The sequence below is a fragment of the Actinomadura sp. NPDC049753 genome (assembly GCF_040674655.1).
Lineage (GTDB): Bacteria > Actinomycetota > Actinomycetes > Streptosporangiales > Streptosporangiaceae > Spirillospora > Spirillospora verrucosospora.
Genome location: NZ_JBFARL010000199.1, coordinates 1 through 13,785, shown reverse-complemented (window position 1 = coordinate 13,785; position 13,785 = coordinate 1). Strand labels below are relative to the sequence as shown.

General features: G+C 74.0%; 12 protein-coding genes. 7 read left to right on the top strand and 5 right to left on the bottom strand.

Translation table 11 applies throughout. The annotated features are described in order from the left end of the window. Positions 1-255, bottom strand: a 255-nt coding sequence (locus tag AB0K37_RS33975) for a TetR family transcriptional regulator (RefSeq protein WP_363987974.1), incomplete at its 3' end; no start/stop codon positions are given. 74 nt (positions 256-329) lie between these two features. On the opposite strand from AB0K37_RS33975, the gene AB0K37_RS33970 reads away from it, so the two are divergent. Next, positions 330-1,472 (top strand): acyl-CoA dehydrogenase family protein, encoded by a 1,143-nt coding sequence (locus tag AB0K37_RS33970; protein ID WP_363987972.1) that lies wholly within the window; start codon positions 330-332, stop codon positions 1,470-1,472. On the opposite strand, the gene AB0K37_RS33965 is transcribed toward AB0K37_RS33970, so the two are convergent. Beyond that, positions 1,469-1,684 (bottom strand): hypothetical protein, encoded by a 216-nt coding sequence (locus tag AB0K37_RS33965; protein ID WP_363987971.1) that lies wholly within the window; start codon positions 1,682-1,684, stop codon positions 1,469-1,471. The genes AB0K37_RS33970 and AB0K37_RS33965 overlap by 4 nt on opposite strands. A gap of 105 nt (positions 1,685-1,789) precedes the next feature. On the opposite strand from AB0K37_RS33965, the gene AB0K37_RS33960 reads away from it, so the two are divergent. Further along, positions 1,790-2,128, top strand: a complete 339-nt coding sequence (locus AB0K37_RS33960; RefSeq protein WP_363987970.1) for a hypothetical protein — start codon at positions 1,790-1,792, stop codon at positions 2,126-2,128. A gap of 12 nt (positions 2,129-2,140) precedes the next feature. Further along, the gene (locus AB0K37_RS33955; RefSeq protein ID WP_363987968.1) at positions 2,141-3,820 is read left to right on the top strand and encodes a cyclic nucleotide-binding domain-containing protein; all 1,680 of its coding nucleotides are present in this window, start codon (positions 2,141-2,143) and stop codon (positions 3,818-3,820) included. 13 nt (positions 3,821-3,833) lie between these two features. Here AB0K37_RS33955 and boxB read toward each other — a convergent pair whose 3' ends face one another. The 3 genes from boxB to AB0K37_RS33940 all read right to left on the bottom strand — a co-directional run bounded on the left by boxB (position 3,834) and on the right by AB0K37_RS33940 (position 8,624). Continuing rightward, complete coding sequence (gene boxB, locus AB0K37_RS33950; RefSeq protein WP_363987966.1) at positions 3,834-5,249, bottom strand: benzoyl-CoA 2,3-epoxidase subunit BoxB; 1,416 nt, start codon at positions 5,247-5,249, stop codon at positions 3,834-3,836. Between the two features lie 3 nt (positions 5,250-5,252). After that, complete coding sequence (gene boxC / locus AB0K37_RS33945) at positions 5,253-6,902, bottom strand: 2,3-epoxybenzoyl-CoA dihydrolase (protein ID WP_363987964.1); 1,650 nt, start codon at positions 6,900-6,902, stop codon at positions 5,253-5,255. A 120-nt stretch (positions 6,903-7,022) separates the two neighbouring features. Continuing rightward, on the bottom strand, positions 7,023-8,624 hold the full coding sequence (locus tag AB0K37_RS33940; RefSeq protein ID WP_363987962.1) for a benzoate-CoA ligase family protein: 1,602 nt from the start codon (positions 8,622-8,624) through the stop codon (positions 7,023-7,025). 189 nt (positions 8,625-8,813) lie between these two features. Between AB0K37_RS33940 and AB0K37_RS33935 the strand changes: the two genes are divergently transcribed. From AB0K37_RS33935 to AB0K37_RS33920, 4 genes are all read left to right on the top strand, one after another. Continuing rightward, positions 8,814-9,671 (top strand): PaaX family transcriptional regulator C-terminal domain-containing protein, encoded by an 858-nt coding sequence (locus AB0K37_RS33935; protein WP_363987960.1) that lies wholly within the window; start codon positions 8,814-8,816, stop codon positions 9,669-9,671. A gap of 161 nt (positions 9,672-9,832) precedes the next feature. Then, positions 9,833-10,657: a 4Fe-4S dicluster domain-containing protein gene (locus tag AB0K37_RS33930; protein WP_363987976.1), complete on the top strand. Its 825-nt coding sequence runs from the start codon at positions 9,833-9,835 to the stop codon at positions 10,655-10,657. Beyond that, positions 10,654-11,694 carry an NrfD/PsrC family molybdoenzyme membrane anchor subunit gene (nrfD, locus tag AB0K37_RS33925; protein ID WP_363987959.1) on the top strand — a complete coding sequence of 347 codons (1,041 nt, stop codon included), beginning with the start codon at positions 10,654-10,656 and terminating at the stop codon, positions 11,692-11,694. Before AB0K37_RS33930 ends, nrfD begins: the two co-directional genes overlap by 4 nt. A 149-nt stretch (positions 11,695-11,843) precedes the next feature. Then, positions 11,844-13,715 (top strand): carbohydrate-binding module family 20 domain-containing protein, encoded by a 1,872-nt coding sequence (locus AB0K37_RS33920; protein WP_363987957.1) that lies wholly within the window; start codon positions 11,844-11,846, stop codon positions 13,713-13,715. Positions 13,716-13,785: the final 70 nt, after the last annotated feature.

Here is a 13,785-nt window from a genome sequence, read left to right as displayed (position 1 = left end):
GTCGGCGCTGCCTTCGAGCGCGGCCTCCACGCGCTCGGTCGCGCGGCGGAAGAAGGCCCGCACGACGGCCGTGATGATCTGCTCCCGGCTCGCCGCGACCGAGTAGAGCGTGCTCTTGGAGCAGCGCAGCAGCGCGGCCAGGTCCGCGACGCTCAGCTCGGCGAACCCGCGCTCCAGGAAGAGGTCCATGAGCCGGTCGATCAGCGTCTCGCGCCGCCGCGACGCCCGGGTCGCCCGTTCGTCCACCGAGGTCATGACGGCGACAGTACCAAAATGGGTTCGCCGGTACTGCTTTTGGTACGGTTGGCGGTGCCGAAAGGAGACCGCCCATGCCCGCCACCCGGCACCTGCCGACCGCCGAGTCCGAGGACCTGATCGCGCTCACCCGCGAGATCGCGGCCAAGGAGCTCGCGCCGCGCGTCGCGGACGCCGAGCGCACCGGGACGTTTCCCCGGGAGGTGTTCACGACGCTGGGCCGGGCGGGCCTGCTGACGCTGCCGTACCCGGAGGAGTTCGGCGGCGGCGAGCAGCCCTACGAGATCTACCTTCAGGTCCTCGAAGAGATCGGGGCGGCCTGGGCGAGCGTCGGCGTCGGCGTCAGCGTCCACGCCCTGTCCTGCTTCCCCCTCTTCGCCTTCGGCACCGACGAGCAGCGTGCGCGGTGGCTGCCCGGCATGCTCTCGGGCGAGCGCCTCGGCGCCTACTGCCTCTCCGAGGCGCACGCGGGCTCCGACCCGGCCGCGATGCGCGCCAGGGCCGTCCGCGACGGCGACTCCTACGTCCTCAACGGCGCCAAGGCGTGGACGACCCACGGCGGCAAGGCCGACTTCTACACCGTCATGGCCCGCACGTCACAGGAGAAGTCGCGCGGCATCTCCTGCTTCCACGTCCCCGCCGACACTCCCGGGCTGGAGTTCGACGAGCCCGAGGACAAGATGGGCCTGATGGGCTCCACCACCGCGACCGTCCGCCTGGTGGACGCGCGTGTCCCCGCGGACCACCTGATCGGCCACGAGGGCCAGGGGCTGTCCATCGCCCTCGCCGGCCTCGACGCCGGCCGCCTCGGCATCGCCGCGGTCGCCACCGGCCTGGCCCAGGGCGCGCTCGACACCGCCGTCGCCTACGCCAAGGAGCGCGAGGCCTTCGGCAAGGCGATCATCGACCACCAGGGGCTCGCCTTCGTCCTGGCCGACATGGCCGCCGCCGTCGAGTCCGCGCGCGCCACCTACCTCGCCGCCGCCCGGCTCAAGGACGCGGGCCGCCCCTACGGCCGCGAGGCGTCCGTCGCCAAGCTGGTCTCCACCGACAACGCCATGAAGGTCACCACGGACGCCGTGCAGGTCCTGGGCGGCGCCGGCTACACCCGCGACTTCCCGGTCGAGCGCTTCATGCGCGAGGCCAAGGTCATGCAGATCTTCGAGGGCACCAACCAGATCCAGCGCCTGGTGATCTCCCGCCACCTCGCCCGCTAGGCGGACCCGGCGCCGCGCTCCCGCAGCCCGGCGGCGATCTCGTCGGCGGTGAACGGGGAGCCGCCGGCCAGCTCCTCGGGGCCGAGGCCCTCGCGGGCCGCGGCCGCGTAGGCGTCGAACAGGTCCTCCTTCGCCGCTTCGACCTGCGCCGCGAGGTCTTCGTACCGGGTGGTGGCGAGCTTGACCTTCGCGTCGGCTTCCTCAGGACCCATGCGGCGCACAGTACCGGAACCCCGTCGCGAGACCGGCGGCGGGTTTCTGCGCGTTTTGTGCGGCGTGTCACGGTCTGACCCCGCGCCGGACCCTACCGTCGGGTCATGTGGCAGTTCGTCGTGTGGGGGCTCATGGGGGCCGCGGCCAACCGCACGCTGGCGTTCCTGGAGGCGAACCGGCGCGTGAAGGGGCCGCCCTGGCGCTACCCGAAGGGACCGGGCGGCCGGTACTACCTGTTCGCCTGCGCGCTGCACTGCGCGCTCGCCGCGATGGTGACGTCGGCGGCCGCGGCGAGCGACCTGATCGACGCGCCGTGGCTGGCGTTCGCGTGCGGTGCGAGCGCCCCGGCCGTCATGGCGAAGCTCGGCCGGTACGCGCTCTGGGCGCTGCCGCCGGGCCCGGGCGGCGACGGTGAGGACGACGGGCCCGGTCGGGCCGGATGAACGGGGGAAGCGATGCCGAGTCCTGATCGCGGCTGGCGCGGGCTGCTCGAGGCGTTCTCCGACGCACCGGCCGCGGGCGGGCCGAGGACGGCGCCGCCGGCCGGAGCGGGCCGGGCGCGGCTGCTGCTGGAGGCGTTCTCCGACGCCTCGCCCGCCTTCGCCGCGGACGGGCCCGGGCCCGCGCCCTCGCACGCGGCGGATCCGGGGCGGGCGCTCGCGCGGGGGGCCGTGACGTTCGGCGTCCTCGGGGCGGTGTGCACGGCGTGGGCGGCCGCGGAGACCGGGACGTCCGCGGCGGCGCTGCTCGCCGCGTTCACGTTCGCCGTCCTGGCCCTGTTCGTGGCTCCGCTGGCCGGGTTCGCGCGCGCCGGGGCCGCGTCGGCCCGGGCGCAGGGGGTCCGCGAGCGGTCCGCCGACCGGTCCGGGAGGTTCCGCGAAAGCTTCTGGCACGCGCTGGGCCCGGAGGAGCGCGACGCCGTCCGCGGCGTCGCGCGCCCGCGCGCCTTCGGTCCGGGCGCGCCGATCCTGCGGCAGGGGTATCCGGCCGACTACGTCGTCGTCCTCCTGGCGGGCTGGACGAAGGTCCGCGTCGACCGGGCGGGCGAGGAGCGGATCGTGGCGGTCCGCGGTCCGGGCGACCTGATCGGCGAGCGGGCGCTGTTCGAGGGCGAGGCCTGGACGGCGACGGTCATCGCGCTGGACACCGTGGAGGCGCTCGTCGTCGGCGCGGCGGACTTCCGGCGCGTCGTGGAGCGCCACGCGGGCGTGCAGTCGGTGCTGGAGAAGCAGGCGCACGACCGCACCGTCGAGGCGGCGGCCCGCACCTCCGGCACCGAACTCGCCGACACCGAGCGCCGGCTGGCCGCGCTGTTCACCACGCTGTCGCGGGCGCGGGACGGGGCGCTCCCGCTGACGGGGACCGAGCTGGCGGGCTGGACGTCCTCGACGCCCGCGGCGGTGGCGAGCGTGCTCAACGAGTGGGACGGCGCGGGACTCGTCCACGCCGGGGACGGGACGATCGACGTCCTCGACCCGGTGCGGCTGGAGCGGCTCACGGCGGGCGGCGAGGCGCGCCCGCCGGCCGTGTCCGGCTCCCTTTTCCTCACGGGGCAGGACTGCACGGTCGTGTTCGCCGATGTGGTGGGATTCGGCTCCCCGGACCGGACCGAGGCGGACCGGGCGGCCATCAGGCGGGTCCTGTTCGGGGCGCTGGAGGAGTCCTTCGCCGCCGCCGGGGTGCCCTGGGCGGCCTGCCACCGCGAGGACCGCGGCGACGGCGTGCTGCTCGTCGTCCCGCCCGGGGTCCCGGTGAACGCTCCGGCGGATCCCCTGGTGCGGGCGCTCGCCGAGCGCATCGACCGGCACAACGAGGGCGCGGCCGAGGGGCGGCGCTTCCAGGTGCGGGTCGCGGTCGACGCGGGCCCCGTGCACGCGGGGCCGGAGGGGGTCACCGGGGCGGCGCTCGCCCGCGCCGCCCGGCGGCTGGAGTCCGACGTCCTGCGGCGGCGGCTCGCGGGCGTCGCGGCCGCCCTCGGGTTGATCGTCTCCGCGCCCGTGCACCGGGGGATCGCCGGGGCCGGGCCGGAGTTCGAGCCCGTCGAGGTGCGCGAGCCGGGCCCCGGCGGCGCCTGGCTGCGGCTCTTCCCGGCCGCGAGCCAGACGCGGCCCCGGCCCGGCGGCGCCGCCGGCTAGAGGCGCCTCCGGTTCAGAGGCGCACGTACTCGTAGTCGAAGGGCCGGCCGTTGACGCCGTTGCGGGGCGGGGCGATCCAGGCGGCGATCCTGCCGCGCTCGCGGACGGGCCGCATCAGCGAGCGGACGTGGGTCCTGTCGACCTCCGTCGGAAGCCACGCGCCCTTGCGCCGCTCCCACTCGGCGGCGTCGAGCATCTCCCCGTCCGGCGCGGCCTCGACGCCGGCGAAGGCGCCGACCTTGCGGTTGAAGGCGATGCTCGGCAGGCGGAGGCGCTGCGGGAGGCCCGCCTCGGACAGGATGCGGTTCCAGCGGTTGACGCCGCTCTGGCAGTCGGCGATGTACGCGCGGCGCAGGTCGGTGTTGAGGCCGACGAGCGCGGCGACCTCGGTCTGCCCGACGGCGCCGTCGACGAGGGCGTCCACCATGACGGCGTCGTCGGTGAGGCGGTGGTCGTCCCGGCGGCGGTCCTCCATCCAGCGCCCCTTGAGCCCGGCCGTGTAGTAGCCGGCGACGTTGCTGGACGTCTCGGAGCCGAACAGGTCGAGCGACACCGAGTAGTGGAAGTTCAGGTACTTCTGCACGACGTCCAGGGGGATCCCGCCGTGCGGGGCGACGTCGTCGGTGTCGTGCTCCTTCATCAGCTGGACGGTCCGCTCGACGACCCGGTCGACGCCCGTGGTGCCGACCATCATGTGGTGGGCCTCCTCCTTCAGCATGAACTCGCAGGTCCGTGCCAGCGGGTCGAAGCCGGACTCCTTCAGCGTGCCGAGCTGGTACTTGCCGTCCCGGTCGGTGAAGTAGGTGAACATGAAGAACGAGAGCCAGTCGGGAGTCTCCTCGTTGAAGGCGCCGAGGATGCGGGGCGACTCCTCGCTGCCGGAGTTGCGGTGCAGCAGCTGCTCGGCCTCCTCGCGGCCCTCGCGCCCGAAGTGGGCGTGCAGGAGGTAGACCATCGCCCACAGGTGGCGGCCCTCCTCGACGTTCACCTGGAAGAGGTTGCGCAGGTCGTAGAGGCTGGGCGCGGTGGCGCCGAGGTTGCGCTGCTGCTCCACCGACGCCGGCTCGGTGTCGCCCTGGATGACGATGAGGCGCTGGAGGTCGGCGCGGTACTCGCCGGGCACCTTCTGCCAGGCGGGCTCGCCCTTGTGGGCGCCGAAGCCGATGCGGCGGTCGCCGTCGCGCTCGGCCAGGAAGATGCCCCACCGGTAGTCCTTCATGGCGACGTGCCCGAAGTGCGCCCATCCGTCGCGGCCGACGTCGACGGCGGTGCGCAGGTAGACCTCCCGCGTCGGCAGCGACGGGCCCATCGACTCCCACCAGGACAGGAAGTTCGGCTGCCACGACTCCAGGGCGCGCTGGAGGCGCCGGTCCTCGTGCAGGTCGACGTTGTTGGGGATCTTCTCGGTGTAGTCGGCGGTGGTCGCCATCGCTCAGACTCGCTTTCGGTCGAAGTCGGCGCGCCGCCCGGTGCCGTAGCGGCGCAGGGCGCCGTCCGGACCGGACGCGTTCGGGCGCGTGAAGATCCAGTTCTGCCAGGCGGACAGCCGTCCGAAGATCTTGGTCTCCAGGGTCTCGGGGCCGGGGAAGCGGTAGTTGGCCTCCAGGCCGGTGAGCGCGTCGGGGCTGAAGCCGGCCCGCTCCTCGACGGCGATGCGGATCTCCTCGTCCCAGTCGATGTCGTCGGGCGCGAAGGTGACCAGGCCGAGGCGCTCGGCGTCGGCGGCCTCCAGAGGCTCGCCGGCGGCGTCCCGGACGGCGGCGAGCGCGCCGTCGTCGCCGAGGAACCGGGTCGCCAGCCGGGTGAGCCCGTTGCCCATAGGGAGCGGTCCGAGGTTCATCGCGTCCACGGTGACCGCGGCGGGATCGGCGTCCGGGTCGACGTCCTCGAAGACGCCGTCGAGCTGGTACGAGCGGTCGGCGGCGAGCGCGACCTCCAGGAGGGAGCCGGCGAAGCAGCTTCCGGGCTCGATCAGGGCGATGAGGCTGCGGCTGGTGACGTCGAGCCGCTTCAGCGTCCGCTTGAGGTAGTGCACGATCTCGTTGGCGAGCCAGTCGCCGGAGGCGTCGAGCAGCAGCCGGTCGTGGGCGAGGACGTGCTCGGCCCTCCCCGACGTGCGGAGCACCCACGTGCCGAGCTCCGGCTCGTTGGTCCGCAGGTCCAGGATGAGGTCGTCCAGCTCGCGGGTCATGGCGAGCGTCCAGAAGTCCGCGCCGAGCGGGTCGCCGGAAGGCGCGTCCGGGCCCGCGATCGTGATCTCGACGGCGCCGGCGTCGCGGTCGAGCGCCGCCGAGACGTGCCGGTAGGCGATCGCGGCGTCCGTGCGCTCCTTGCCGAGGGGCGTCAGCGCGATCCCCTCGGCGTCGCGCGGCCGGGAGGAGCGGGCCGCCAGTTCCCGCGCGCGTGCGGCGACCGTCTCGTCCCAGGCGGTGCGCGGGACGGCCTCGTCCACCAGGCCCCACGCGACGGCCTTCCTGCCGCCGAGGCCCTCCGCCTTGGTCGAGAAGTAGTCGGCGCGGTCGCGGCGGACGCGCCGCTTGTCCGACACGCGGGTCAGGCCGCCGGTGCCCGGCAGGACGCCGAGCAGCGGCAGCTCCGGCAGCGACACCGCCGAGGACCGGTCGTCGACGAGCATGATGTGCTCGCAGGCGAGGGCCAGCTCGTAACCGCCGCCGGAGGCGGTGCCGTTCAGCGCCGCCAGGTAGGTCTGCCCGGAGTGGGCCGTCGCGTCCTCGATGCCGTTGCGGGTCTCGTTGGTGAACTTGCAGAAGTTGACCTTCCAGGCGTGCGGGGACGCGGCCAGCATCCGGATGTTGGCGCCCGCGCAGAAGATCTTCTCCTTGCCGCTGGTGAGGACCACCGCGCGCACGGCGGGGTGCTCGAAGCGGAGCCGCTGGACGGCGTCGTACAGCTCGATGTCGACGCCGAGGTCGTAGGAGTTCAGCTTCAGCTCGTATCCGGGGACCAGCCCGCCCCACTCGTCGACCGCCATCGTCAGGGTGGCGACGTCGCCTTCGACGTCCAGGCGCCAGTGCCGGTAGCGGGACGGGTCCACCCGGAACTCCACGTGGGGGCCGGTCATGCGCTGTCCTTCCGCCGGTGCCGTCTCCATCATGCTCCACAAATTTCGTTCTTCACGTCAACTGTTTGTAGCATTTCGGCTCGTGAGGCCGCCCGGGGCCGGGAGCGGCCCCGGGACGGGTCAGGGCGCGGCGAGCAGGGCCGAGGCGAGCTCGCGGACGGCGAAGCGGCGCAGCTTGCCGGTCGGCGTCGTGGGCAGCCCGTCCACCACCAGCACCTCGCGGGGGCGCTTGAACGACGCGAGGCCCGCCCGGCAGAACCCGATCAGCTCGGCCGGCTCGGCGGTCGCGCCCTCCTTGAGCACGACGCAGGCGACGGGCTTGTCCAGGCCGTCGGCGTCCGGCAGCCCGACGACGGCGGCCATCGCCACCGCGGGGTGCTCCAGCAGCCGTCCCTCCACCTCGGCCGGCGACACCCAGATGCCGCCGGCCTTGAGCATGTCGCCCGTCCGGCCCAGGCAGGTGTAGAAGCCGTCCTCGTCCACCACGTAGGTGTCGCCCGTGCGCAGCCACTCCCCCTGGAAGACCTGCCGGGTCGTCTCGGTGCGGCACCAGTAGCCCGTGGCGATCGACTCGCCCTTCACCAGCAGCGAGCCCGGCGTCCCGGGCCCGACGTCGGCCCCGGCGGCGTCCACGACGCGCAGTTCGTAGCCGGGGACGGCGGTGCCCGTCGTCCCCGGGCGGACCCGTCCGGGCCGGTTCGACAGGAAGATGTGCAGGCACTCCGTGGAGCCGATCCCGTCGATGATCTCCACGCCGTACCGGTCGGTGAAGCGGCGGCACAGCTCGGCGGGCAGCGGCTCCCCCGCCGACACCGCCAGGCGGACGGACGCGAAGGCCTCCACCGGGACCTCGGCGTTGAGGATCGCCGCGTAGAAGGTCGGGACGGCGAAGAACAGGGTCGGCCGGTACTCGGCCAGCCGCCCGGCCACCGACGCCGGGGTCGGGCGGTCCGGATCCAGGACGGCGGTCGCGCCGACGGCGAGGGGGAAGAACAGCGAGTTGCCGATCCCGTAGGCGAAGAACAGCTTGGCGACCGAGTAGCAGCGGTCGTCCGGCCGGATGCCGAGCACCTGGCGGCCGTAGGTCTCCACGACGTGCCGGATGTTGGCGTGCCGGTGCATCGCGCCCTTCGGGCGGCCCGTCGTTCCGGACGTGTAGAGCCACAGGGCGCTGGAGTCGTCCGAGGTCGCGTACCGCTCGGCCGGCGCTCCGCCGCGGGCGCGCCCCTCGCGGACCAGGTCCTCGAAGGGGTCCACCCGCACGCCCGCCGGGGCGCGGAGCGCCGCGTCCCCCTCCACCGCGACGCGCCGGACGCCGGGAGCGTGCGCGAGGGCCGCCTCGGCGGCGGCCGCGAACCGGTCGCCGACCAGCAGCACCCTGGCGCGCGCGTCGGCCAGCAGGCCGCCGAGCTCGGGGCCCGTCAGCATCGTCGACACCGGGACGGGGACGGCGCCGAGCCGCATCGCGCCCAGGATCGCCGCGGCCATGGGCGGGCCGTCGGCCATGAACAGCACCACCCGCTCCTCGGCGCGCAGCCCCCACCGTTCGAGGCCGGCGGCGACGTCTCCGGCGAGCCCGGCGAGCCCGGCGTAGCTGACGTCCCCGCCCGGACCGGTCAGCGCCGTCCGGCCGCCGCCGGGCCCGGACGCCGCCCGGAGGAGGTAGTCGGAAGCGTTGAAGGTGTCGGGCGGGACCGGTGCGGTCGCCGTTCCAGCGGTCATCGAGGTCTCCCCTCGCCGGGAACCGTGGCCCCAATGCTCTACATAGATGAAACGACAGTCAATAGACTTGTGGAACGATGTCGGTTCCGGGCGCAGCCCGCGCGGCGCCGGCCGGACCCGCGCGATACTGGACGGCGCCCGGCCGCCCCGGCAGACGGACGCGCCCATCAGGGCCCAGAGGAGGAGCACATGGCCCGAACCGGCGAGGACGCGGCGCACCCGGAGCCGAGGTTCCGGCGTCGGCGCGAACTCGGCGCTGCGAGCGCGCGGTCCCTGCTGCTGACCGTGCTGGGCGAGTTCGTCCTGCCCGGCGGCGAGCCGGTGTGGACGGCGACGTTCCTGCGCGCGCTCGGGCTCCTCGGCGTCGAGGAGAAGGCCGTGCGGCAGGCGCTCGCCCGCAGCGCCGGGGAGGGCTGGCTCGCCGGGGAGCGCCACGGCCGCCGCACCGCCTGGCGGCTCACCCCGTCCGGGGAGCGGCTGCTCACCGACGGCACCGAGCGGATCTACGGCTTCGGCCGCCCGGGCGGCGCGTGGGACGGGCAGTGGCTGCTGGTGCTGGCCACCGTCCCGGAGACCAGCCGCCGCCTGCGCCACCTGCTGCGGACCCGGCTCGCCTGGAGCGGCCTCGGCAACCTCTCCCCCGGCGTGTGGGTCAGCCCGCGCCCCGAGCGCGAGGCCGAGGTCCGGGAGGTCCTCGCCGAGATCGGCGTCGCCGACGGCTCCACCCTGTTCGTCGGGCGGCTCGGCGACCTGGACGAGGCGCGGCGCGTGGCGCGCCAGGCGTGGGACCTGGACGAGATCGGGCTCGCCTACGAGGACTTCCTCGACGCCGTCGGCGCGCTGCGTCCCGCCGACGATCCGGGGACGTTCGCCGCGCACACCAGGCTCGTCCAGGAATGGCGCCGGTTCCCGTTCCTCGACCCCGGCCTCCCCGCGCCCCTGCTCCCCGGCGACTGGAGCGGCGCCCAGGCCGTCGCGCTCTTCCACGAGCGGCACGACGCCTGGCGCCCCGTCGCCGACCGCCAATGGAAGGCGTTGAGCGCCTGACGGCGGGCGGTGTGTAGGCGGCGCGTCCCCGGGAAGTCGGGTAGGGGCCGGTGTCGTCGATGGGAGTCGTGGAAATGGGCAGTTTGATAGGACGGAACCTGCTCGCCGGCGCGGAGCCCGACGTCGCCGCCGACTCCGGCTACGCCGACCACCCGCCCCGCATGGGCTTCTTCACCGACACGTCGGTGTGCATCGGCTGCAAGGCGTGCGAGGTGGCGTGCAAGGAATGGAACGCCGTCCCGGAGGACGGCCTCGAGTTCACCGGCATGTCCTACGACAACACGCAGGGCCTCGGCGCCGACACCTGGCGGCACGTCGCGTTCATCGAGCAGAGCAAGCCGATCGGCCAGAACGAGACCGGGGTCGACCACGGCGGCGCGCAGGGCGGCGCACAGGACGCGGGCGGCATGCGCTGGCTGATGGCCTCCGACGTGTGCAAGCACTGCACGCACGCCGCCTGCCTCGACGTGTGCCCGACCGGGTCGCTGTTCCGCACCGAGTTCGGCACGGTGGTCGTCCAGGAGGACATCTGCAACGGCTGCGGCTACTGCGTGCCCGCCTGCCCGTACGGGGTCATCGACCAGCGCAAGGGCGACGGGCGGGTGTGGAAGTGCACCCTGTGCTACGACCGGATCGGCGTGGGGCAGGAGCCCGCGTGCGCGAAGGCGTGCCCGACCGACTCGATCCAGTACGGCCCGCTGGACGAGCTGCGCGAGCGGGCGGCGCAGCGCGTCGACCAGCTCCACGGCCTCGGCGTCGAGGACGCGCGGCTCTACGGGCACGACCCGGACGACGGCGTCGGCGGCGACGGCGCCTTCTTCCTCCTGCTGGACGAGCCCGAGGTGTACGGGCTGCCGCCGGATCCGGTCGTCACCACGCGCGACCTGCCGTCCATGTGGCGGCACGCCGGAGTCGCCGCCGCCACGCTTCTCGGCGGGCTCGCCGCCGTCTTCGCCGCGCACGGCCGCAAGGGGGGCGCGCGATGAGCTCGTCGGAGGTCGGCAAGGAGGGCGTGCGCGGGGAACGGCCCGGCCGGGAGGCCCAGATCGGCAGGGGCCTGGGCGGCCGGGGACGGCGCGGAGGGCGCCGGGGCGGGCGCGGCGAGAAGGCCATGGTGCCGGAGGCCGAGTTCACCTCCTACTACGGCAAGCCCGTCCTGAATCCGCCGGTGTGGAAGTCCCTCGACATCGCCGGATACTTCTTCCTCGGCGGCCTGGCCGGCGCGGGGTCGGTGCTGGCCGCCGGCGCGCAGCTCACCGGGCGCCCGGCGGCCGCGCGGGCGCTGAAGATCTCCTCGCTGGCCGCGATCGGCGGGTCCACGGCCGCGCTGGTCCACGACCTCGGGCGGCCGGAGCGGTTCTACAACATGCTGCGCGTCATGAAGCCGACCTCGCCGATGAGCGTCGGCTCCTGGCTGCTGGCCGCCTACGGCCCGTCCGCGGGCGCCGCCGCCGTGCTGGAGGTGACCGGGCTCTTCCCGCGCCTCGGCCGCGCCGCCACCGCCGGAGCCGCCGTACTCGGCCCGGCCGTCGCCGCCTACACCGCGGTGCTCGCCGCCGACACCGCCGTCCCCGCCTGGCACGAGGCGCACCGCGAGCTGCCGTTCGTCTTCGTCGGCTCGGCCGCCGCCGCGGCGGCCGGCATGGCGCTGGTCGCCGCGCCCGTCCGGGAGAACGCCCCGATGCGGACCGCCGCCGTGTTCGGCGCCGGTCTGGAACTGGCCGCGGCCGCGGTTCTGGAGCGCCGGGCCGGGCTGGCGGCCGAGCCGTACAGGCGGGGCAGGGGCGGGGCCTACATGCGCGCGGGCGAGGTCCTCTCCGCCGCGGGCACCGCGGGATGCGTCCTGCTCGGGGGGCGCAGCCGGGTCGCGGCGGCCTTGAGCGGGGCGGCCCTCCTGGCGAGTTCGGCCTGCACGCGTTTCGGCGTCTTCCACGCGGGCGTGCAGTCCGCCGAGGACCCCAAGTACACCGTCGTTCCCCAGCGGGAACGCCTCGCCGCGCGCGGCGCCGCTCCCGCCTCCTGAGGGATGCCGCCTTTCTGCAAGTCGATTGAAATCTTGCGCAAGCTCTTGACCTGACTGCAAGAAGAGAGCATTCTCGCGTTGCTCGCGGACGGCCGTCCACCCACCCCCTCGGGCGCCCGCCAGGCGCCCCGTGACAGGAGTTCGCCGCCATGTCTGCCAACGACGCGCCACGCGCGGGAGCCCCCCGCGCGAGAGTCCCCCGCCGCCGGTCGCTGCTCGCCGCCGGCCTCCTCGCCCTCGCCGGGACGGCGCCCGTCGCCGCCCTGCTCCCCGACCGCCCCGCCAGGGCCGCCGCCTCCCTCAACGCGAGCGACGTCACCGCCAACCTCTGGGAGTGGAACTGGCCGTCCGTCGCCGCCGCGTGCACCGGCCACCTCGGCCCCGCCGGGTACGGGGCCGTGCAGGTCGCACCGCCGGCCGAGTCGGTCAGCCTGTCCTCGACCAATGACGGGGCCCACCCGTGGTGGGAGGTGTACCAGCCCGTCTCCTACGGCCTGACGAGCAGGCTCGGAACCCGCGCCCAGTTCTCCTCCATGGTGACGGCCTGCCACAACGCGGGCGTCCGCGTCTACGTGGACGCGGTCGTCAACCACATGGCGGGCCACAACAACACGGTGAACACCACCTACGGCGGCTCGACCTTCGATCCCGGCGGGTTCGCCTACCCGGCGGTCCCGTACGGGTACGGCGACTTCCACCACGCCAACGACGGATACTGCAACGACGACGACGCGGGCATCGACGACTGGAACAGCACCTCCGAGGTGCAGAACTGCGAACTGGTCTCGCTGTCGGACCTGAAGACCCAGTCCGGCTACGTGCGCGACAAGATCGCCGGTTACCTCAACGACCTGATCGGCCTCGGCGTGGACGGGTTCCGGATCGACGCCGCCAAGCACATCGCCCAGGCCGACTTCGCCGCCATCAGAGGCGCCCTGCACGCCACCACCGCCGAGGGCAGGGCGCCCTACATCGCGCAGGAGATCTTCCCCGGGTCGAGCACGGCCGACCTGAAGCCCTCGGCGTTCACCGGGAACGGCGACGTGCTCGGCTTCTCCTACGCCCAGGGCCTGAAGACCCAGTTCCAGAACGGGACGCTGTCGAACCTGTCCGGCATCCCGTCCTGGTCGCTGGACGCGGACGGCTCCCGCACCCACACGATGATCACCAACCACGACACGGAGCGGGACGGCTCCACGCTCAACTACAAGAGCGGCTCCGACTACACCCTGGCGACCTACTTCCTGCTGGCCTACCCGTACGGCAAGCCCTCGGTGTACGACGGGTTCACCTGGTCGTCGGCCGGTCAGTCGCCGCCCGCCGACTCCCGCGGGTCCGTCACCGGCGCGGACTGCTCGAACGGCTGGCAGTGCATCACCCGCTCGACCGGAGTGAAGGGCATGGTCGGCTGGCACAACGCGACCGCGTCCGCCACGTCGGTCGGCGACTTCACGGCCACCGCGGGGAACGTCATCGGGTTCAGCCGCGGCTCCAGAGGCTGGATCGGCCTCAACGACTCCTCCAGCCCGTCCACCGCGTCCTACCGGACCGGGCTCGCGGACGGCGTCTACTGCGACGTCATCACCGGCGGCCTCGGTTCGAGCGGCTGCCAGGGCACCGCCGTCACCGTGTCGGGCGGGACGGCGACCGTGACGATCCCCGCGGGCGGCGCCGTCGCGATCCACGCGGACGCCCGGTCCGGACAGACCCCGCCGCCCACCTCCGGCCCCGGGACCGTCTCCGACACCTTCAACGTCAACGCCACCACCACCTGGGGCACGAGCGTCTACCTCGTCGGCGACGTCCCGGCGCTCGGCTCGTGGGACACCTCCAAGGCGGTCAGGCTGTCCCCGTCCGGCTACCCGGTCTGGAGCGGGACGGTGACGCTGCCCGCCAACACCAAGATCGAGTACAAGTACGTCAAGAAGACCGATGCGGGGGCCGTGACGTGGGAGAGCGGCGCCAACCGCACCTACACGACCGGCACGTCCAGCCGCACCGCCAACGACACCTGGCGATAGCCCGACCACGCCGCCGCGATCGGATTCACGATCTTCTCGATGGCGGGATCGTCCCGGTGGACGGCCTCAC

Coding starts and splice junctions, on each gene's coding strand:
- AB0K37_RS33940 (WP_363987962.1), bottom strand. CDS start 8,624: ATGACCGCTGGAACGGCGACCGCACCGGTCCCGCCCGACACCTTCAAC.
- AB0K37_RS33935 (WP_363987960.1), top strand. CDS start 8,814: ATGGCCCGAACCGGCGAGGACGCGGCGCACCCGGAGCCGAGGTTCCGG.
- AB0K37_RS33930 (WP_363987976.1), top strand. CDS start 9,833: ATGGGCTTCTTCACCGACACGTCGGTGTGCATCGGCTGCAAGGCGTGC.
- AB0K37_RS33965 (WP_363987971.1), bottom strand. CDS start 1,684: ATGGGTCCTGAGGAAGCCGACGCGAAGGTCAAGCTCGCCACCACCCGG.
- AB0K37_RS33920 (WP_363987957.1), top strand. CDS start 11,844: ATGTCTGCCAACGACGCGCCACGCGCGGGAGCCCCCCGCGCGAGAGTC.
- AB0K37_RS33955 (WP_363987968.1), top strand. CDS start 2,141: ATGCCGAGTCCTGATCGCGGCTGGCGCGGGCTGCTCGAGGCGTTCTCC.
- AB0K37_RS33970 (WP_363987972.1), top strand. CDS start 330: ATGCCCGCCACCCGGCACCTGCCGACCGCCGAGTCCGAGGACCTGATC.
- AB0K37_RS33960 (WP_363987970.1), top strand. CDS start 1,790: ATGTGGCAGTTCGTCGTGTGGGGGCTCATGGGGGCCGCGGCCAACCGC.
- nrfD (WP_363987959.1), top strand. CDS start 10,654: ATGAGCTCGTCGGAGGTCGGCAAGGAGGGCGTGCGCGGGGAACGGCCC.
- boxB (WP_363987966.1), bottom strand. CDS start 5,249: ATGGCGACCACCGCCGACTACACCGAGAAGATCCCCAACAACGTCGAC.
- boxC (WP_363987964.1), bottom strand. CDS start 6,902: ATGACCGGCCCCCACGTGGAGTTCCGGGTGGACCCGTCCCGCTACCGG.